Annotated in this window: 22 protein-coding genes and 1 tRNA gene; 10 read left to right on the top strand and 13 right to left on the bottom strand. The window is 39.2% G+C overall.

Annotation, left to right across the window (positions count from 1 at the left end; translation table 11 throughout):
* Positions 1-160: 160 nt before the first annotated feature.
* The 5 genes from QZ488_RS05675 to gshA form a co-directional block, all read right to left on the bottom strand.
* A complete protein-coding gene (locus tag QZ488_RS05675; protein WP_293746837.1) occupies positions 161-1,267 on the bottom strand; it encodes an ATP-binding protein in 1,107 nt (368 codons plus the stop codon).
* Positions 1,268-1,693 carry a hypothetical protein gene (locus QZ488_RS05680; RefSeq protein WP_293746838.1) on the bottom strand — a complete coding sequence of 142 codons (426 nt, stop codon included), beginning with the start codon at positions 1,691-1,693 and terminating at the stop codon, positions 1,268-1,270.
* The gene (locus tag QZ488_RS05685; protein WP_293746839.1) at positions 1,690-2,232 is read right to left on the bottom strand and encodes a heme NO-binding domain-containing protein; all 543 of its coding nucleotides are present in this window, start codon (positions 2,230-2,232) and stop codon (positions 1,690-1,692) included. Before QZ488_RS05685 ends, QZ488_RS05680 begins: the two co-directional genes overlap by 4 nt.
* A 379-nt stretch (positions 2,233-2,611) precedes the next feature.
* Complete coding sequence (locus QZ488_RS05690; RefSeq protein ID WP_293746840.1) at positions 2,612-3,256, bottom strand: hypothetical protein; 645 nt, start codon at positions 3,254-3,256, stop codon at positions 2,612-2,614.
* 95 nt (positions 3,257-3,351) lie between these two features.
* A complete protein-coding gene (gene gshA, locus QZ488_RS05695) occupies positions 3,352-4,944 on the bottom strand; it encodes a glutamate--cysteine ligase (RefSeq protein WP_293746841.1) in 1,593 nt (530 codons plus the stop codon).
* A gap of 189 nt (positions 4,945-5,133) precedes the next feature.
* Here gshA and QZ488_RS05700 point away from each other — a divergent pair, with 189 nt between their 5' ends.
* From QZ488_RS05700 to QZ488_RS05710, 3 genes are read left to right on the top strand one after another with little or no spacing between them, the layout of a single operon-like run.
* Complete coding sequence (locus QZ488_RS05700) at positions 5,134-5,682, top strand: Hpt domain-containing protein (RefSeq protein ID WP_293746842.1); 549 nt, start codon at positions 5,134-5,136, stop codon at positions 5,680-5,682.
* A 9-nt stretch (positions 5,683-5,691) separates the two neighbouring features.
* Positions 5,692-6,405, top strand: a complete 714-nt coding sequence (locus QZ488_RS05705; RefSeq protein ID WP_293746843.1) for a TIGR01621 family pseudouridine synthase — start codon at positions 5,692-5,694, stop codon at positions 6,403-6,405.
* Positions 6,395-7,306 (top strand): 2-dehydropantoate 2-reductase, encoded by a 912-nt coding sequence (locus QZ488_RS05710; RefSeq protein WP_293746844.1) that lies wholly within the window; start codon positions 6,395-6,397, stop codon positions 7,304-7,306. The genes QZ488_RS05705 and QZ488_RS05710 overlap by 11 nt, the downstream gene beginning before the upstream one ends.
* A 30-nt stretch (positions 7,307-7,336) precedes the next feature.
* Here the strand turns inward: QZ488_RS05710 and lysS are convergent, their stop codons facing one another.
* Positions 7,337-8,881: a lysine--tRNA ligase gene (gene lysS, locus QZ488_RS05715; protein WP_293746846.1), complete on the bottom strand. Its 1,545-nt coding sequence runs from the start codon at positions 8,879-8,881 to the stop codon at positions 7,337-7,339.
* A 41-nt stretch (positions 8,882-8,922) separates the two neighbouring features.
* Positions 8,923-10,021, bottom strand: a protein-coding gene (gene prfB / locus QZ488_RS05720) for a peptide chain release factor 2 (RefSeq protein WP_293746848.1) whose coding sequence is annotated in 2 segments (ribosomal slippage) — positions 8,923-9,945 and positions 9,947-10,021 — 1,098 coding nt in all. Because the reading frame shifts where the segments join, the coding sequence is not laid out codon by codon here.
* Positions 10,022-10,407: 386 nt separating this feature from the next.
* On the opposite strand from prfB, the gene QZ488_RS05725 reads away from it, so the two are divergent.
* Genes QZ488_RS05725 through QZ488_RS05735 form a run of 3 tightly spaced genes read left to right on the top strand, consistent with a single transcriptional unit; the run spans position 10,408 to position 12,119 of the window.
* Positions 10,408-10,644, top strand: a complete 237-nt coding sequence (locus tag QZ488_RS05725) for a hypothetical protein (protein ID WP_293746849.1) — start codon at positions 10,408-10,410, stop codon at positions 10,642-10,644.
* Complete coding sequence (locus QZ488_RS05730) at positions 10,641-11,678, top strand: succinylglutamate desuccinylase/aspartoacylase family protein (RefSeq protein WP_293746851.1); 1,038 nt, start codon at positions 10,641-10,643, stop codon at positions 11,676-11,678. Before QZ488_RS05725 ends, QZ488_RS05730 begins: the two co-directional genes overlap by 4 nt.
* A 12-nt stretch (positions 11,679-11,690) precedes the next feature.
* Positions 11,691-12,119, top strand: a complete 429-nt coding sequence (locus QZ488_RS05735; RefSeq protein WP_293746852.1) for a RimK/LysX family protein — start codon at positions 11,691-11,693, stop codon at positions 12,117-12,119.
* A gap of 25 nt (positions 12,120-12,144) precedes the next feature.
* On the opposite strand, the gene QZ488_RS05740 is transcribed toward QZ488_RS05735, so the two are convergent.
* The 3 genes from QZ488_RS05740 to prfC form a co-directional block, all read right to left on the bottom strand.
* Positions 12,145-12,717, bottom strand: a complete 573-nt coding sequence (locus tag QZ488_RS05740; protein ID WP_293746853.1) for an NAD(P)H-dependent oxidoreductase — start codon at positions 12,715-12,717, stop codon at positions 12,145-12,147.
* 152 nt (positions 12,718-12,869) lie between these two features.
* A complete protein-coding gene (argS, locus tag QZ488_RS05745) occupies positions 12,870-14,606 on the bottom strand; it encodes an arginine--tRNA ligase (protein ID WP_293746854.1) in 1,737 nt (578 codons plus the stop codon).
* A gap of 46 nt (positions 14,607-14,652) precedes the next feature.
* On the bottom strand, positions 14,653-16,230 hold the full coding sequence (prfC, locus tag QZ488_RS05750; RefSeq protein ID WP_293746855.1) for a peptide chain release factor 3: 1,578 nt from the start codon (positions 16,228-16,230) through the stop codon (positions 14,653-14,655).
* Positions 16,231-16,510: 280 nt separating this feature from the next.
* Between prfC and QZ488_RS05755 the strand changes: the two genes are divergently transcribed.
* The 4 genes from QZ488_RS05755 (at position 16,511) to QZ488_RS05770 (ending at position 18,356) form a co-directional block, all read left to right on the top strand.
* Complete coding sequence (locus QZ488_RS05755) at positions 16,511-16,777, top strand: helix-turn-helix transcriptional regulator (RefSeq protein WP_293746856.1); 267 nt, start codon at positions 16,511-16,513, stop codon at positions 16,775-16,777.
* Between the two features lie 20 nt (positions 16,778-16,797).
* Positions 16,798-17,508, top strand: coding sequence for a hypothetical protein (locus tag QZ488_RS05760; RefSeq protein WP_293746857.1), 711 nt, complete (start codon positions 16,798-16,800; stop codon positions 17,506-17,508).
* Positions 17,509-17,582: 74 nt separating this feature from the next.
* A complete protein-coding gene (locus QZ488_RS05765; protein WP_293746859.1) occupies positions 17,583-17,852 on the top strand; it encodes a hypothetical protein in 270 nt (89 codons plus the stop codon).
* A gap of 249 nt (positions 17,853-18,101) precedes the next feature.
* A complete protein-coding gene (locus tag QZ488_RS05770) occupies positions 18,102-18,356 on the top strand; it encodes a helix-turn-helix transcriptional regulator (RefSeq protein ID WP_293746860.1) in 255 nt (84 codons plus the stop codon).
* An 80-nt stretch (positions 18,357-18,436) separates the two neighbouring features.
* On the opposite strand, the gene rimI is transcribed toward QZ488_RS05770, so the two are convergent.
* From rimI to QZ488_RS05785, 3 genes are all read right to left on the bottom strand, one after another.
* The gene (gene rimI, locus QZ488_RS05775) at positions 18,437-18,883 is read right to left on the bottom strand and encodes a ribosomal protein S18-alanine N-acetyltransferase (protein WP_293746861.1); all 447 of its coding nucleotides are present in this window, start codon (positions 18,881-18,883) and stop codon (positions 18,437-18,439) included.
* Positions 18,884-18,908: 25 nt separating this feature from the next.
* Positions 18,909-19,409: a DNA polymerase III subunit psi gene (locus QZ488_RS05780; protein ID WP_293746862.1), complete on the bottom strand. Its 501-nt coding sequence runs from the start codon at positions 19,407-19,409 to the stop codon at positions 18,909-18,911.
* 227 nt (positions 19,410-19,636) lie between these two features.
* Positions 19,637-19,713: transfer RNA gene (locus tag QZ488_RS05785), tRNA-Trp, on the bottom strand.
* Between the last annotated feature and the right edge of the window lie 27 nt (positions 19,714-19,740).

The following is a 19,740-nucleotide window of genomic DNA, read 5'->3' on the forward strand; positions in this document are numbered from 1 at the left end:
CACACTAGCCCAATGCGGGGATGCTCAGGTGTTCACGTTCAGACCGGAATGGGTGTTCACAATCACCGGAATACGCAGCAACTATTACCAAGCTAATCCAATTTGAAAAAAGCCAAGCAGAACCTATTCAATTGGTCGTTGAGGAACAACTCTCTGCAGTCTAAGCATTAACAATTGGAAAAGATAAGTTAAAGGTGGTTCCAAATCCAATTTCAGAATCCACTGTTACCTGTGCATCGTGGGCTTCAAGAATGGCATAGGAAACTGACAATCCTAAACCGGTACCCACGCCTACAGGTTTAGTGGTAAAGAATGGAGTGAATAGTTTTTCTACGGTTTCTTTGTCCATGCCGGTGCCTGTGTCTTTAACATGAATAATCAGCCTATGATTGTCTTCAGTTTGAAATAGACTGAGCTTCCCTCCTCCTTCCATGGCATAGGCTGCATTGACAAATAAGTTAACGAAAACCTGCTGTAATTGCCCCAAACTTCCAAGGATTAAAGAGCTAGAGTTAGTCACCTGATTGTCGACTTGGTGCTCATATTTAAATACATTTCCAGCAATTTTAAGTGCCGTTTCAACACAATCGTTTATAGATATTTGAACCTGCTTAACATCTCCAGAATGAGAAAAACTTTTTAAATTTTCTACAATCTCTCTAACTCTATTTAGTCCTTCAATATTGGAATTTAGCAAATCTGTTGAATCCTCTTCGATATACGCAAGATGTACTTTTTCACATAATGAAGTAAAGGATTCCGTATCTAAACTTTTATTAACTGCTAATTCACTTCTAATTTCATCATGTAGTTTCTTATAGTCCTCTAAATATTCTTGGAGTACTTGCATGTTGGAACGGATAAAAGCGATAGGATTGTTAATTTCATGGGCAACACCAGCAGCCAATTGGCCCAGCGCCGCCATTTTACCTGACTGTATGAGTTGGCGTTTAGCACTTTCTAGTTTGTTCACTGAGTCTTGAAGCTGTACATTACGTTTTAATATACGCACGTCGGTCAATCGTCTTCGAATACCGCTAGTTAGATTATCTCTAGCAGTTGCTAAAATTGGAAATATTTCCTCTTCAACCAATTCCATGTCACTCAAAAAAGCCAACCAACCGATTTTACCTCTGGATAAGGAAAAGTTCATATACAGTACCCAGCCAAACTCTTTTTCGTGCTGATTTTTGTCATCAGTAACGGGAGAAATAAACCAAGACTCCAACACCTTAGTTTCAGTTAATGGCAAATTTTCAATAACCAATTACTGAAGCTCACTTTCACTTCGCCATCCGTGTTCATCACTCCAAGCATCGTTAAGCTTGCCGTCAATTGCCGCCCCACCCTTAGAAACAAAATAAAAACCATATTCTGCAGAACAATACTGACATGTGAGCTCAACCATATTTTTTATCATATCGTCTAACGGCAGCTCTGAAGAAACTCCCAAAGACGCTCTGCCAAGATATTCGAGTTCGGATTGTTTTTTTGTAGAAAAAGCCAGTGCACTTTTCAAAGATTGATTGGTTTGATAAATCTCTAACGAAAAGCGTTCCAATTGATTTTCAGCAAGGTTGCGTGCTTTTTTCTCTCTAATAGCTTTACGTTCAAAAACAGCAATGCGTTTCTCCAATTCATTAACTGATTGGTCAGCGCTATCATTAGACTCTGGCTCTGCAGATTGTGTCACACCTTTTCTACCTCTATCACACAACGTTGATCGCCTTCATGCTCACATTCGGATTGGGATACCTTAACTTCTTGTCCTGTGTGCTCTGCAAGCCCGTGTACAATACCTTCACAGAAATAACATAACTTACGCGGAGATTGGTAGTGAAAAGAGAGTTGATTAGGTGTTTCAGATAAAAACTCAAATTCGGGCAGTAATGCATCTGGATTCAGCTTTTTCACCTCAACGTGAATAAAGTATTGAACCGCACGCAAAAATTCAAACACATCTTTAAAATCGTGGGCGCCAGGTGGAGCCAAGTTATAGAGTTCTTTAAACACCCATTTACCAAAAGCAAACTGTGCGTCTTTTGCTGATATATTTTTTTTATCAACAACCAAGCCAATTAATGTAAATAATTCTTGGTCATCATAAGTGCCGACAGTGGTGTAGATACCTTCACTGGGTAACTCAGCTTCATCAAGTAACTCATCCCAGAATTCATCCCCCCAAAGCTCTTCAATAAAATCATTAAACTTTACAAAAACAATACCTTTCATAAAACACACCTAATGCAAATTTAGAATGTCAGTATTGGCTAATTGGTTTCAATTAGCCAGTTGTTAACACTATATAATAGAGATACTTATAAACCTAAAATAGAATACATTTTAAAAACTAGAGTCTATTTTTTGTAAAAAACAGCCGGTCGAATTCATTATTATTTTTTCAAATATTTGAGGGGAACCATACCTCCAAAAAATGTATCTCTCAGCCTGAGTTTAAAGCCATTAAGGTAAAGCTGATATGGGTGGACGCACTAAATGGAAAAGAAGGGTTCTAGGACAAAAACAACCAATGTTCCCCCGAATGAATACGCAAATTTTAAGATGTTATAGGGATATAACAGGCCAAAGAATGGCCTGTACTTATGATTTGTTAGGTGAACAATCTCCAAAACCAGCCTTTAGATAGCTCATCTTCACAGGTTTTTAATTGGGTCGCATATCTTAAGGAGCGAGCGTTAACAGTTTTAGCGACGTCTTTAAGCCACGATTTCTTATTATAACTGCCTCGGCGATATCCACCCCAGCCCTCGTGATAATTAAGATACTGCAACTCTGCATCCCATTTTGATACGCCGTTCATTTCATTACTTTTACTAATAAACCAGCCCATAAAGTCCATTGCATCATCAAAATCTGTACGGTCGGCCCAGGAATTGTCGGTTTCTCGCTTGTAGTCATCCCAAGTTGGTGTCTTGGCTTGAGAGTAACCATAGGCACTGCTAACGCGTCCCCAAGGGATCAGGCCGAAGAAGAAATAGTCTTTGGGTGGACGAGCTTTAGCTTTAAATGAGCTTTCTTGATACATCATGGCCATAGGCACATGAATAGGCACTCCCCACTTCTCTCGCATATCGATTGCAGTTTCAAACCAATCGCGCTTTTCAGTGAAAATATCGCAAATATTACTAATATTTTGCGGTGGCGTGGTGGTGCAAGCCGCTAAAAATAAGGTGCTAGATATGCTGATTAAAATAATTTTTAAAAAATAATATTTTTTTGTGAACTTTTGATCCATAACCTACTCTTAATTAACGTGTTCTAGTTATTGTGTGTTTTCCCTGGTAGTAGCTTTGAAGCCTGATATATATCAGGCTTTTTTTTTGCCTTAAATTAATTGGTTGTGGCAACCGAAAAATAACTACTTAAAAAATCATCGAAAGAAACATTATCCTGCTGCTCAATAACACGCTGTTTCTCAATGGATAAACTCGCGTGTTCAGCCAATTCTTCAGCATTCATAAAGGCATAATCAGAATCTAATAATTGCTGTTTGTAGTCTTCTGCTAATGCCAAGCCTAATGAACCATTATCACATTGTTGGCTAATCAATCGCTGTAAAATTTTTGCTGAGGGCGTCAAGCTAGGATCAAGTATTTTTTGTTTTTCCTGCTGCAATGCAGATGAATAATGCGTTGTATTATTCGCTTGGTCCAGCACCAATGCCACTTCTTGCATTTCAGCAAACAGCTGCAATGCCCATGTTGATAAACCAATTTTTTGCTGCGCATTTGAGAGTAAAAGTTCTGGGTCTCGTCCATGATCAACAACGGCACTTAAATTAATTTCAGTCTCTTGATACTGCTCGGCATCCATCACTGCACTTGTCTTCGTGACACAATACAACAAAAACACATCAAGAAAATAAAATTGATTTTCCTCAATGCCGATTGCACTAAATGGATTAACATCTAACGCTCGCACCTCTATATAACTAACGCCTCTTTTATCGAGTGCCTCAGACGGTTTTTCTAATGGCTTAGTGGGTTGTTTGGGTCTAATAGGTGAATACAGTTCATTTTCAATCTGCAATACGTTGGCATTTAACTGTTGATACGCCCCCTCTTTTTTACCCGCATACTTTTGGTAAGCAGAAGATGGCTGGTTAATAGCTGCTCGTAAAGAAGCAATATAGCTATCTACTTGGTTATAACAAATATTTAAACCAGATTGTGCACTATTGGTATAGCCCAAGTCACTCATTCTTAGTGATGTGGCAAAAGGTAGATAATAGGTACCACGCCCCAGTTTTTTAAAAGGTAAATTAGTTTCCTTACCTTTGATAAACGAACCACAAATAGCGGGAGACGCGCCATACAAATAAGGTATTAACCAACAAAAACGACGGTAGTTTCTAATCAATGCAAAATACGCTGCAGAAACCGCATCTTTGTCAGCAGTTTCTCCAGATGTTTTATCTAACCATTGTTGCCAGAACTCATCAGGCAGAGAAAAATTAAAATGCACGCCAGAGATTGCTTGCATCATACTTCCGTAACGGTTTTTTAAACCTACTCGATATAAGGTTTTCATCTTGCCAATGTTTGAAGAGCCATAATTGGCGATAGGGATAGCATCTTCATTTTCAATAAAACAAGGCATACTCATAGGCCAAAGACGTTCATCACCCATATTTGAGACAGCAAATTTATGTACATCATTTAACTGGGAGATTGTTTTTTGTACAGACACTTCTGGCGGAGTAATAAATTCTAATAATGACTCAGAAAAATCAGTGGTAATAAACTCATGGGTTAATGCCGAGCCTAATGCTGTTTGATGTGGGCTCTGAGCTAAACCACCATCAGGATTAATACGTAAAGTTTCACGCTCAATCCCATGGCGTATTCCATTTAAAGTTTGTACAACTGCATGATCTTGTAATACCTTTAAACGCTCTGCAAAAGGAGTCTGATTTGCTTGCAAAATACCATCCAATTAAAAATAAAAAGAACTAACATATGAGTTCTAGTCTACCTGCAGTTTATAAATAAAGTAACTAGGTATATCAGTAATTTACATCGAGTAACAAATACGCAGTATTGTTTGCTAGAATATGAAAAACAAAATCCAAATAACCTTTTAATACCTAATAACATTTGAGGAAACGCTATTTTGTCTGGCTCTGATCTAAATATTTTCGACGCACAATTTGCTACCAATCAATTTAGCGGTAACCAATTGTTATTGGTACAAATTTTAAAGAAATTCATCCGACAATATGCACACTTTGATACTTTACTCGAAGAGCACTTACTACAGCAAAATATTGATGCTGCGAAACAAGATGTGCACACCATAAAAGGTGTGAGTGGAAATCTAGGTATGAAAACCTTACATCAAGCATGCAAAGACCTTGAAGTAGATTTGGCTAATCCAATAACCGATTACACCTTAGAAGCGTTTTCGAAGATTTTTAAGCAAACTATTACCGTAGTAGAAAACTACTCTGTAGAAAATGAAGTTGAAGAAAGTCCTACAGAAGACATCCAACAAGATGAGAAGGCTGAGTTAATAGCGGCTTTGAAGCGTAATGAATTTATTTCTGATAGTAAAATGCAAGACTACTCTCAATCCTTAGGTTTTCCTTCGGAAAAACTAAATAAATTAAAAAAGGCTATTGATAATTTAGATTACGCCAGCGCTATTGAACTGTTGGAATAGCAAAACGTTTTGCAAGATTTAATCAAAGTGTTATTTGATCATCCTGATTTTATGGTGGTTCACAAACCTTGTAATGTCGCAGTGCAAAATGAGGCCAATCAATCAGGTATCTTACCTCTACTTTGCCAGCAACTTAATATTGAGAAATTATGGTTGGTGCACAGGTTAGACAAAGTCACTTCCGGTATTTTAATTCTGGCTAAACATGCAAAAGCAGCGGCAGTATTTGGTCAGCTATTTGAACATAAACAAATAGAAAAATACTATTTGGCTATATCATCGAAAAAACCCAAAAAGAAACAAGGTACAGTCAAAGGGGGAATGAAAAAAGTCAGAGATGGTAAATGGATGTTGGACAGCACTGACAGTAATGTTGCACATTCTCAATTTTTCAGCTTTTCAATATCTCCTAGTATTCGTTTATTCTTAATCAAACCATTAACCGGTAAAACCCATCAAATTAGGGTTGCATTAAAAAGTTTAGGTAGTCCAATTTTAGGAGACAGTCTTTATAAAGCAGACACGTCAGACAGAGTATATCTGCATGCCTACTGCATAAGATTTGAGTATAAAGGGCAAAATATTTCAGTGTGTTGTTCGCCTGATTTTGGAGCGCTTTTTAAAACTAAGGAGTTTGAGAACACCCTCAAAAATGTGACCTCACCTTGGTTGTTACAGTGGCCCAAATATAAACTCAGCCCAATCAACAACAATGCCAACTAAGCCTAAGATTGGCATTGTTGGAAAAGGTGCAATCGGTAGTTTATTGTCCTTTAAATGCGCCACGTTGAAACTCAATTACCAACTACTGCTACGTACGAAACAAGACTTTTGTTTTCAAGTACAAGATATAACTGGCCAACAACATAAGATAACGCCTGCTGTATCAGATATTCATCATCCTAAAAGTTTCGATGTTTTGATCTTACCTGTTAAGGCTTATCAAGTGATGCCTATTCTTTTACAGATGAAGCCTTTCATTCAATCACACCACGTCCTTGTGTTATTGCATAATGGTATGGGTACCATAGAACAAGTTCGCGCTATGTTCCCAAACAATTCGTTAGTTGCAGCTACAACGAGTTATGGTGCATTTAAACCCTCGGATCAAAGAATAACTGAAACTGGTTTAGGTGAAACTCATTTTGGCTGGATAAAAAAGCCAAACACTTCATTACAGAATTCAATAACACCAATACTCTCATCTCTTCTTCCACCCAGTACATGGCATAAAGATATAACCTTAGCACTTTGGAAAAAACTGGCAATTAATGGGGTAGTCAACCCTCTTACTGCTATCCATAATATTAAGAATGGCCAACTTTCAGATATTGGGTATCAAAAAGATATCGCCGAAATTTGCGCGGAAATAGCCCAGGTAATGAGTAAAGCAGGTTATCCAGTTACAACATTGGAATTAATCAATAATGTACTGAATGTGATAAATGCCACTGCCAATAACTATTCGTCTATGCATCAAGATATTGCTTTTATGCGCAAAACTGAAATTGAATATATAAATGGTTACGTGCTTAAAATGGCTACAAAACTAAAGATAAAAACACCTACAAACCATTTTCTGGTTGAACAAATTAGAAGATTAGAGACAAAAAAAGACGCCTAAGCGTCTTTTTTGAAAGATAAAAATTTTTCGTTATTCAGCTGGTACTTCTGGCTTCATATGCGGGAACAAAATGACGTCTTTAATCGTTGGGCTATCCGTAAATAACATCACTAAACGATCGATACCAATACCCTCACCTGCTGTTGGTGGTAACCCGTATTCCAAAGCACGAATGTAGTCTTCATCAAAGTGCATGGCTTCATCATCACCGGCGTCTTTTTCTTCGACTTGTTTACGGAAACGTGCAGCTTGGTCTTCGGCATCATTTAACTCTGAGAAACCATTAGCTAGTTCACGGCCACCAACAAAAAACTCAAAACGATCAGTGACAAAACTATTGTCATCATTTCTTCGGGCTAATGGTGAAACTTCCCAAGGGTACGCTGTGATGAAGGTAGGTTGATCGAGCTTTTCTTCAGCTGTTGCTTCGAAAATTTCACACAAGTACTTACCTGCTCCCCAAATCCCATCCACTTCAGGCTCTTTAATATGCAGCTGCTTAGCCATAACTTTAAGCTCTGGCAGGTGATTTTCAGGATCTTTGATTGCTTCAACATTGGCTTCAGGCCAATACTTGATGATTGCATCGTTCATGCTCAAACGTATAAAAGGTTGACCAAAATCGTAGTTCACTTCACTGACAACATTACCATCGACATCTTTGGTGGTGTTTTTAATGATGGTGGTACCAAGTACATCTTGAGCCACTTTACGTAACATTTCTTCAGTTAGGTTCATCAGATCGTGATAATCAGCATACGACTGATAAAACTCTAGCATGGTAAATTCGGGGTTATGTCTGGTGGACAAACCTTCGTTTCTGAAATTACGGTTAATTTCAAACACTCGCTCAAAACCACCCACAACTAAACGTTTAAGGTAAAGTTCAGGGGCAACACGTAAATACATATCGATATCAAGTGCATTATGATGAGTGGTAAAAGGTTTAGCTGTAGCGCCGCCCGGAATTACCTGCAACATAGGAGTTTCAACTTCCATAAAGTTGCGTTCGGTTAAAAAGTTACGAATACCGCTCACTACTTTGCTACGGATCATAAAAGTATCGCGGGTTTGCTGGTTAGTGATTAAATCCACATAACGCTGGCGATATTTAGTTTCTTGATCTGCCAAACCATGAAATTTTTCAGGTAGTGGACGTAATGACTTAGTCAACAATTGGTATTCGGTCATGTTCACATATAAATCACCTTTACCTGACTTATGTAATTCTCCCTTAACCCCGATAATATCGCCTATATCCAAACTACCAAAACGTTCTTTAATGTCTTTTTGTGTATCTTTAGAAGCATAAGATTGAATACGACCATTCATATCTTGCAACAACAAAAACGGACCACGTTTAGCTAGGATACGCCCAGCAATGCTGACCACTTTGCCAAGCTCTTCTAATGCTGGTTTTTCATGTTCGCCAAAGGCTTGTTGCAATTCATCACTATAGAATTCACGACGAAAATCATTGGGGAAACCGTTTGATGGGCAGTTCTCGCGAATCTGCGCAAGTTTAGCGCGGCGCTCTGCAATCAATTTGTTTTCATCTTGGGTGTGTTCAGTCATCGTCATTTCCAAATATTGGTTTACTGTTATTTACTTTACTTTTACAGGCCAGACTTTAAACTAGCTTGGATAAATTTATCTAAGTCACCGTCTAATACGGCTTGAGTATTGTGGCTTTCGACCCCAGTACGCAAATCTTTGATGCGCGAGTCATCTAACACATACGAACGTATCTGGCTGCCCCAACCAATATCTGACTTACCGTCTTCCATGGTTTGTTTTTCTTCATTTTGCTTTTGCATTTCATGTTCATAAAGCTTGGCCTTTAATTGTTTCATCGCCTGTGCTTTATTTTTATGTTGTGAACGATCGTTCTGACATTGCACAACAATATTAGTGGGCTCATGGGTAATACGCACCGCAGAGTCAGTACGGTTAACATGTTGTCCACCCGCACCTGATGCTCGGTAAGTATCAATACGTAAATCCGAAGGATCTATTTCAATCTCAATATCATCATCAACTTCTGGATAAGCAAACGCTGAGGCAAAAGAGGTATGCCTGCGGCTACCAGAATCAAAAGGCGATTTACGCACTAAACGATGCACACCAGTCTCGGTGCGTATCCAGCCAAATGCATATTCACCGCTAAAACGAATAGTGGCACTTTTGATACCAGCCACATCACCATCAGAACATTCAATTAATTCGGTTTTAAATCCGTGGGCTTCGCCCCAACGTAAATACATGCGCAGCAACATGTTGGCCCAATCTTGCGCTTCAGTACCACCTGAGCCCGACTGAATATCAATATAGCCATCATTAGCATCATTTGGCCCAGAAAACATACGCCTAAATTCTAAGGTTTCGAGTTTTTTAACCAATTCAGCTAATTCTGATTCAGCTTCATCAAAGGTTTCTTGATCTTCAGCTTCAACAGCCAGTTCAACCAAGCCTGCCACATCTTCTGAGCCTTGCTCAAGCTGCACTATGGTTTCGACAACTAGCTCTAGCGCCACTTTTTCTTTGCCTAAAGCTTGGGCCCGAGCGGGCTCGTTCCAAACTTCAGAACTTTCTAACTCGCGATTAACTTCTTCAAGGCGTTCTTTCTTCTGATCATAGTCAAAGATACCCCCGAAGCGAATCGGCACGTTGTTTTATATCCGCTAGCGCATTATGTACAGGATTGATTTCAAACATAAATAATAGGGTTGTACTCGAAATAAAAGGACGCGGATTTTAACGGATTTTGTAACGGAATGACAGTATAGGTAGCGTAACTATCCTATAAATAAATCGTTTAAGTCATTCTGAATATAGCTACAACTATTCGACAATAGCATTTCAGAACGACTGAGGGGGGTCAGTTCAATGCTCTCCAATAAATCAATGTCGAGCACTATTTGAATTAACACAACGCATTAGAGGCATGCTCAGTCGTTTACTTTCAAACTGTTTTTAAAAGGAAATCCTCTTGCATTTTCGACGTTTGATTTAGACTGTTAAACCGACAAAAAACAACCTTGCGTATAGCGCCTTAAAATTTGCGCTGAATTGCTATTTTTATGGTGCCATCGGCAAATAATTTGATTTTTTATTCTAAGCAAAATAACCCTTTACGTTACGCCACAGCTGCACGTAATATGCAAAACCTAGAAGAATTAGGTGCTGTACCTGTTGTTATCAAATTATTAAAATGTGCGCGTTATCTTTGTAACGACATCGCTGGAATTAAAAAGGTAAAACCGTTGCTGGCATGTTCATCCAGCATATCGAAACAAACCGACCTAATGACAATAAGAAGAGAGAAAAAGGCGAAATGAAAGATCTTGAAATTGGTGGAGTAACGATCAAGCGTGGTGAAACCAAACGTATTGAATTACCTATGCCACCTTTGTATACAGATACTAGGATGTCAATGCCGGTGCATGTGCAACGTGGCAAGCGAGATGGACCAACGATGTTTGTCAGTGGTGCCGTGCATGGTGACGAATTAAATGGCATTGAGATCGTCAACCGATTACTCAAAAGCAAATCATTGAAATCATTACGAGGCACATTAATCGCAGTGCCTATTGTGAATGGTTATGGAGTCTTAAATCAAAGTCGTTATTTACCAGATAGAAGAGATCTTAATCGGAGTTTCCCTGGCAGTTCAAAGGGTTCTATTGCCGGGAGGTTAGCTCACTTATTTTTAAATGAAATCGTCGCTAAGTGTGACGTTGGCATTGACTTACATACGGGCGCGATTCATCGCAGTAACCTCCCTCAAATCCGGGCAGACTTGGACGATGCGGACACATTAGCTATGGCAGAATCGTTTGGATTACCCGTTTTACTTAACGCTGACATCAGGCCAGGTACACTTAGACAGGCAGCTGGAGACGCTGGCGTGAAAGTTCTTCTATACGAAGCGGGAGAAGCACTTAGGTATGATGAGTTTTCTATCCGAGCTGGGGTAAAAGGTGTGATTAACGTGATGCGAGAAATAGGCATGTTAAATAAGCGCCAACGCAAAGGACACAAAATATCCAAATTTGTAGCACGTCAAAGTGGCTGGGTACGGGCCACAGAAAGCGGGTTTGTTAGCCATGTTGCGCAGTTAGGAGATCATGTAAGCAAAGGGGGAATATTGGCCATTATTGCAGACCCTTATGGGACTGAATTATGCAAAGTAACTTGTCCTGAAGAGGGGGTGGTTATTGGTAAACAAAACATTCCCTTAACCCAAGAAGGTGAAGCTATGTATCACATTGCTTATTTTAGGAAACCTGATTCAGTCGCCGAACACCTCGGATTATTACAAGATAACTTACAAGACGACTTGGTTGTAGATGACCCTTCGATTATTGATTAAAGAGTAACTTAGATGAATGAAAAACATTTAGTAGGCGCGCTTGAACTATGTGATTTACCAAAACTCAAGCTAACCGGATTGGAAGCAAGAGTTGACACGGGTGCCACTACATCCTCATTGCATGTAGATAATATTGTCATGTTTAAAAAAGAAAATGAAAAATGGGTACGATTTGATATTCACCCGGACTCACATGATGTGAACAAATTGATGCAAAGAGAGGCAAAAGTTAAAAGTGTACGTAAAGTTAAAAGCTCTAACGCTACGCAACAAAGACGTTATGTCATCGAAACAGACATTTTAATTGCCGGTATGCAGTGGAGCATAGAACTGACACTTACCGACCGTTCTGAAATGAAATATCTTATGTTGCTGGGAAGAGAAGCCATGTCTGGGCGCTTAATTGTTGACCCAGAACATGAATTTTTACTGACCGAATAAAACAAAGATGAAACCCTAGATAAGTTTACGCTTTCAACTTAGTTAGGGTTTCAACCAACTCTTTACCAAGAGCCTTTAACGCTTTTTCCGTTTTTTCATCAGTAATGTTGCCATCAGAATCGAACTTAGCAAATGCACCTCCTATGGCCTTTTGATTAGGTAACACCATAGTCCCCAAATTTTCCATCAACATACGCAATACAACTAAAACTCGCATACCACCTAACGCACCGGGCGAAGCGGCCATAATTGCGGCGACTTTGCCACGATAAGCGGCCATTGGCTTTTCGTCACCGGTTTTTCTCGATGCCCAATCAATCGCATTTTTAAATAAGCTACTATAAGAACTATTGTATTCTGGAGATGCAATTAAAAACCCGTCATGGCTTATGAGTAATTCCTTAAAGGATTGGGCTTCTACAGGCATACCCTGCTTTGCTTCTAGGTCTTCATTAAAAATAGGCATATCGAAATCTTCCAAATTGACAATAGTCACTTCAGCGCCAGCTTCTTGGGCACCTTTAGCGGCTATAGCCACTACTTTCTTATTAACTGAATCTTTTCTGCCACTGCCTGCAAATGCTAAAATTTTCACCATGTTAGTTGTCTCATTTATTATAAATATAGTTAGAAAACAGATATGAATATATCAGCATTTAGCTCAAATTGAGATTTTATGAGTTGAAAAAAAAAGAACCCACAAAATTGCGGGTTCTTTGATTAAAATAGTTTGTTTCGAGATGAAGTCTTTTACATTTTATCCATAGTCTCAATACCTAACAAGTCTAAACCTGATTGCAAAGTTTTCGCAGTCAATTGAGCTAACATTAGACGACTGTTTTTAGTCTGCTCATCAATACCTTCTTTTAATATTGGGCAAGCTTCGTAGAAGCCCATAAATAAACTAGCTAGCTCATATATATAAGTACAAAGTACATGAGGCGTGGCCTCGTTTGAAACTTGTTTAATAGCTTCAACATATTGCATTAACTTGATCGCAAGTAGCTGCTCTTGCATTTCGTCTAACTGGATATCAGCCTGTAAGTTCACGTCATCTACATGGGCTTTTCTGAAAATACTTTGTACACGGGCATAGGCATATTGTAAATAAGGTGCAGTATTGCCTTCAAAACTGAGCATGCTATCCCAGTTAAAGATGTAATCTGTTGTACGGTTTTTACTTAGGTCAGCGTATTTCACCGCGCCAATACCCACTTTGTCAGCGATAATTTTACGCTCTTGTGCTGACAAATCAGATTCACGCTGATTGATTAGCACTTCCGCTCGCTCAATCGCTTCGTCCAATAACTCAGCCAACTTAACTGTTCCACCGGTACGGGTTTTAAACGGTTTACCATCACTACCTAACATCATGCCAAATGGACAATGTTCGTAACTTTGCTGTGCATTGATAAATCCGGCTTTTCGGGCAACCAGTTCTGTTTGTTTAAAATGCAAAGCCTGCCTAACATCAGTAAAAATCAATGTCCGGTCAGCGCCTAATACACCGTTACGATAACGAATAGCCGCTTGGTCGGTAGTAGCATACAAATACCCGCCACCAGACTTTTGTACAATATAGGCTGCGGGGTTACCCTCTTTATCGGCCATTTCCTGCAAGAATGCTACTTGTGCGCCTTGGCTTTCGACTACTATGCCTGCAGATTGAAGCTCCGCTACTGTAGCGGCCAAATCATTGTTGTAAGCACTTTCACCCATTACATCACTGCGTTTAAGGGCGACATTCAACCTGTCGTATACTTCCTCACTATGAGCAATCGATACATCAATAAAATTTTGCCAAAGCTGCATACATTGGGCATCACCACTTTGCAACCTTACAACGTAATCACGGGCACGATCTGCAAAACCCTCTTCATTATCAAAGCGTACTTTAGCTGCTCGGTAAAAATCTTCTAAATCAGATAATGCAGTTTCAGCTACTTCATTAGCGGCTAATTTGTCATTGAGGTGCGCTAGCAACATGCCAAATTGTGTGCCCCAATCCCCCATATGGTTTTGGCGAATGACTTTATGCCCTAAAAACTCAAGGGTTTTAGCCACTGCATCACCAATAATGGTGCTACGCAAATGACCAACATGCATTTCTTTAGCAAGGTTAGGCGCTGAGTAATCTACAACTACAGTTTGTTGCTGTTCAGCTTCAATACCAAGACGAACATCAGCGTTAGCGGCTTGTAATTGTTGCGCTAACCACTCGGGGTTCAAATAAATGTTAATAAAACCAGGTCCTGCAACCTCAAGCTTTTCAACTTCAGTATCTAACTCAACCGCGTCCACAATTTTTTGCGCTATTTCTCGCGGGTTTTGTTTAAGCACTTTTGATAGCGCCATCGCGCCATTAAACTGATAATGCCCAAATCCAGCACGAGTAGTGCGACTAAGAGGAGCAGGCGTGCCTTCAGGTGCGCCTATTGCAATAAGTGCGGCTTTAAATTTGTCTAATAACAATGTGTGTAAGTTCATATCTGCTCTTGTTTCTAAAATGCTTCAGGCTACTAATGAAAATGCCTTAGTGTTCTCTGGTTGTGTGAAACTCAATATCAGGGTAACGCTCTTTGGCCAGAGACAAATTCACTCTAGTAGGTGCGATATATGCGAGGTTATCACCGCCATCTAAAGACAGATTGGCTTCTGATTTACGTCTGAATTCATCCAGTTTCCTAGGATCTTTAGATGTCACCCATTGGGCTGTATACACGTTGATATGTTCGTACATTGCATCTACGTTGTACTCGCCTTTTAAACGAGCCACCACCACATCAAATTGTAAAACACCTACCGCGCCGACAATTAAGTCATTGTTTTGTAGTGGTCTAAATACCTGCACAGCGCCTTCTTCAGCCAACTGAATCAAACCTTTTTGCAATTGTTTTTGTTTGAGCGGATCTTTTAATCGAATACGTTTAAATAATTCTGGCGCAAAGTTAGGAATACCTGCAAAGCGGAATTTTTCACCGGCGGTAAAGGTATCACCGATTTGAATCGAACCATGATTGTGCAAACCGATAATATCGCCTGCATACGCTTCTTCAAGTAATTCACGATCGCCGGCTAAAAACGTTAAGGCATCTGAAATACGCACATCTTTGCCAATTCGGCTGTGGTGCATTTTCATGCCTTTCTCGTATTTGCCCGATACGATACGACAAAACGCGATACGGTCACGGTGTTTGGGATCCATATTGGCTTGAATTTTAAAAACAAAACCACTGAATTTTGGTTCAGATGATTCAACTTTACGTTCACTGGTTTCCCGACCTTGAGGTAATGGTGCCCATTCAACCAAACCATCGAGCATATGATCAACACCAAAATTACCCATGGCAGTACCAAAAAATACTGGGGTTAATTCTCCTGCTAGGAACTCTTCACGATTAAACTCGTGTGATGCACCTTGCACCAGTTCCAACATATCTATCAATTCTTCGGCGTAAGAACCAATCGCTTCTTCTAATTCTGGATTGTGTAAACCTTTAACTATCCGCACATCTTGAATTGTATGGCCTAAGCCCGTCTGATAAAGGTACGTTTCATCTCTAAGTAAGTGGTACACACCTTTAAATTCTTTACCCATGCCAATTGGCCAGGTGATAGGCGCACATTTAATATTTAGTACTTTTTCAACTTCATCTAATAAGTCGATAGGATCCCGCGTGTCCCTGTCGAGCTTATTCATAAAGGTAATGATGGGTGTGTCACGCAATCGTGTTACATCCATCAGTTTTATCGTACGTGCTTCTACACCTTTGGCCGCGTCTATAACCATCAAGCAAGAATCAACCGCGGTTAATGTGCGATAAGTATCTTCAGAGAAGTCTTCATGTCCTGGTGTGTCTAACAAGTTCACAGTACATTCTCGATACGGAAATTGCATAACGGAGGTAGTAACAGATATACCCCGCTCTTTTTCCATTTCCATCCAGTCAGACTTAGCATGTTGGCCTGACTTTTTGCCTTTTACCGTACCGGCTTTTTGCAAGGCATTGCCAAACAACAATACTTTTTCTGTAATGGTGGTTTTACCCGCATCGGGGTGAGAGATAATCGCAAATGTGCGGCGTTTATCAACTTCTTGTTGGAAAGACATGGAATACTCTTAAGTGACTGGTTACTAAATAATTTGGCCGCGTATTGTATATGACTCCGATAAAAAAGTCGCTGATCTGAGAGAATTTTGTAGCTTAGTACCCAGTTTTATTAGGCTCCTTTCTTTTAACTATAAGAAATTTCGATATTGCCACTATTTATTATTACGTTTTCTATTTACTCAACCCCATGTTTAAATTATATTTGCTGTAGGTAAATTTTTTGCCGTGTAATAGTTTAACTAATAACATTTATAATTTGCCATGAGGAAACGACTTTACATGTCACGTAGAAAAATGTTTAGTGGCGCTCAGCTCAAATCATTGCGCAAAGAAGCCGGTTATACCCAAGAAGAACTCGCTCAGAGAGTAGGCATTAGCCGTGAAACCGTGTCTGCCATAGAAAATGACAAACCTGAAACCATGGACAATATCGGCGTAGGCGTTGTGAATAAATGGTGGTCTATCTGCCGCCAAACTGCATCAGAACAAACCCGCGAATCTTTTTTCTCTACCGTTATGGATTATTTCGGCTTTAACTTAAGCTAATCTTGTTTTAGTCTAGGCCTATGCTAATACGCGCCTATCTTCCCCATTTTCTAACAGCCCTCTTTGGAGGGCTTTTTGTAGCAGCTGGTATTTTCACTTTTGGGAATGCTTTAGTTTTTGACAGACTTTTTCTAGGTGTCATTATTTTCACTGCAATTCTTTGCCGCAGAGATATTAATATTGTGGCAGCTCTAGCCATAATTCTCCTGCAACATTTATTCGAAGAACTAGCATGGTTGTATATACCAGCCTATGACATTGTCAACATCCCAATTTATCTAGCCGGACTATTGGTTTCATATTACTTTTGGTATGACTGGGTATCTAAAATATTGCTGGCAAATTCGATTTTGGCAATAATCGCTGAACTCTTCTGGTATTTGACAGAATATTCAGCGCCAAGTATTGCATGGTATTTGGGGCTAATGATTGTTTGCATATTTGTAAGGCACTTTATATTCAATCGAGTAAGTTATGTTGACATGTACTTTCCAGAAAAAGGACGTTCAATCAATCTCGATTGGATACTTTATAAGATAAATGCATTTTTAGTTATAACCCAAACAATTATTTTTCTTGAATACTTTGTAAGGCACATCCTAGGCTATTCAAATGCGCTATTAGCTTACAACTATTCGGCCTATATAATTCACGGACTATCAACATTAATAATATGGGCCGCTTTTAGTGAAAGTTATAAACAGTTAATACCTAAACAATTGAAAGCTTAACGCTCTACATTCAAAACTAAAACCTTCATAATAGATTAATGGCAATTTTGCTATAACTTTTGAAGGATTTTGTAATGAAAGATTTAAATGTAAAAATATTAGGTATCACACTCGTTTTATTTATTATCACATTACCTAAATTTATAGAGTCGCCTAGACATTTAGTAGCTGGCACGGCTAAAAAAACACCCCCTATGATTGCTGGTACAGCTAAGAAAACACCTCCTATGATTGCTGGCACGGCTAAAAAAACACTCCCTATGATTGCTGGTACAGCTAAGAAAACACCTCCTATGATTGCTGGTACAGCTAAGAAAACACCTCCTATGATTGCTTATATTTAGAAACTTTCAATAAAGCACCTAGATCGCCTCGTTAAAGGGGCGCTTCCTTTTTATATTAAAATGAATTCAGTTAATTTAATTTCACTTAAGAAATCATAAACTTACCCAATTAAGTGAAATTAATTCACCCCGTGGAGTCAAATCCACATTTTTATTTGTACTCTTAACACTGAGAATGAAAGCAGAGATTAATAATAATACTAATCCACTACTCTGTTGTTGTTTCAATAATCATAAGAGGAAATAAATATGTATATTAATGGTGCAGATTTAAGAAAAATGCGTCTTGATGCAGGGTTAACCACAGTTAAAATGGCAAAACTTGCTAACGTTAAAACCCGTAAAACTTACGAAAACTGGGAAAAGAATATTGGTGCACCTAGCATGAATCAATTTATCGCTATGTGTGTAGGTTGTAATTACAATTCATCGAAATTTGTAAAGTTAGCCATTGATCGTCAAGACACGGCTGAAAACCTAAATGTAACGGCTGCACGTCGTTAAATTATATTTGTTGGGGGACTAGCGCCCCCTACTCTTCGATAAATAATGTTTTCTAGCGATTTTTTTTAGATGCCAAGCTCCTACCCTAAATAACAACACATGATCAACGCGTCTTCCTTTCCTTTTGCACTAGGGTAATAATTCACTCTCTGCTCGACCAAAATAAAACCCGCATTATCGTAAAGATTGATTGCAGCGGTGTTTGACTCACGTACTTCTAACCATATTTGTTGAATATTATGTTGATTACATTGTGCTATAAAATGGTGTAACAAGGTTTTACCTAGACCTTTGCCTTGATGAGCCTTGCTTACCACTATATCCATCAACGTCACTTCATCTAGCACTCTCATACCAATGTAATAGCCTAGCGGCTGATTATCTTGGTCGAGTGAATATGCAAAATAGGGTTTAGTTAAACAATCCTCAAATATCTTACGAGACCAAGGTGAGAATTGTCCTAGTTTATGCAGCTCAAAATAGGGGTCACTATTTTGTGTGGTTAAAGGTGAAAAGTCTGGCTTCATTAAACTTAGTGCGCCTGCTATTTAATTAATTTTTTGCGAGAGATAAGGCACTTTGTAATTGCAGCCAAAGTTGCTTCTTGGTATCTGAGCGATGTAACTCAGATATAGCTGGTGTGATAAGTTGTTTATCGTGCAAACTCACTTTTTCACCTAGAGTCCAACTAAGGGGAAAACCTGAATAATGGTTAAGTTGGTCCGTTGAAATATGCTTGTGTTGGTCAGCTTCTAGCCCCAACGCGATTAATACATCTGAAAATATTTGAAATTTAGCATCGCTTTGTGAAAAAGTGACTAATACAGCATCTGTCATTTCATTTGTTTGGGTTTGTACTTTAAGTTGTTTTAACTTCGCTAACGCATCTACTTTAGAAACAACTTCGGATGGTGCAGCTACAGCTTCAATGGTTTGATTATCGACCTTAGCTTGAGTTTGTTCTTCACTTGCTAACTGCCAAGAGGAAACGCCCATTTCATTTAAAATGGCTCGTTGATAATCAGTTAACACAAGATGCGAGGTATTTTCCATTTCAACAGACTAGCATGAATTTAAATTAGATAACTGACGTTTAAGAAAAGTTGGCAGGAGTGGAGGGATTATCTCAGTTACATCCATGTAACAGACCGCAAGCGGCGCTGTCGCGGTTCAAATCGTTCCAGACGATTTGTCGACCCCATGGGTGTTCTCACCCTCTACCATCACTATCATTTTTTACTTTACAACCGAGGATCAACTCAGGTCGATTCTAAATTATTTGGCAGGAGTGGAGGGATTCGAACCCCCAACCATCGGTTTTGGAGACCGCTGTTCTACCAATTGGAACTACACTCCTGCTGACCGGCTGAATTATACTGACGGA

It is taken from the genome of uncultured Paraglaciecola sp., assembly GCF_913020055.1.
Taxonomy (GTDB): Bacteria; Pseudomonadota; Gammaproteobacteria; order Enterobacterales; family Alteromonadaceae; genus Paraglaciecola.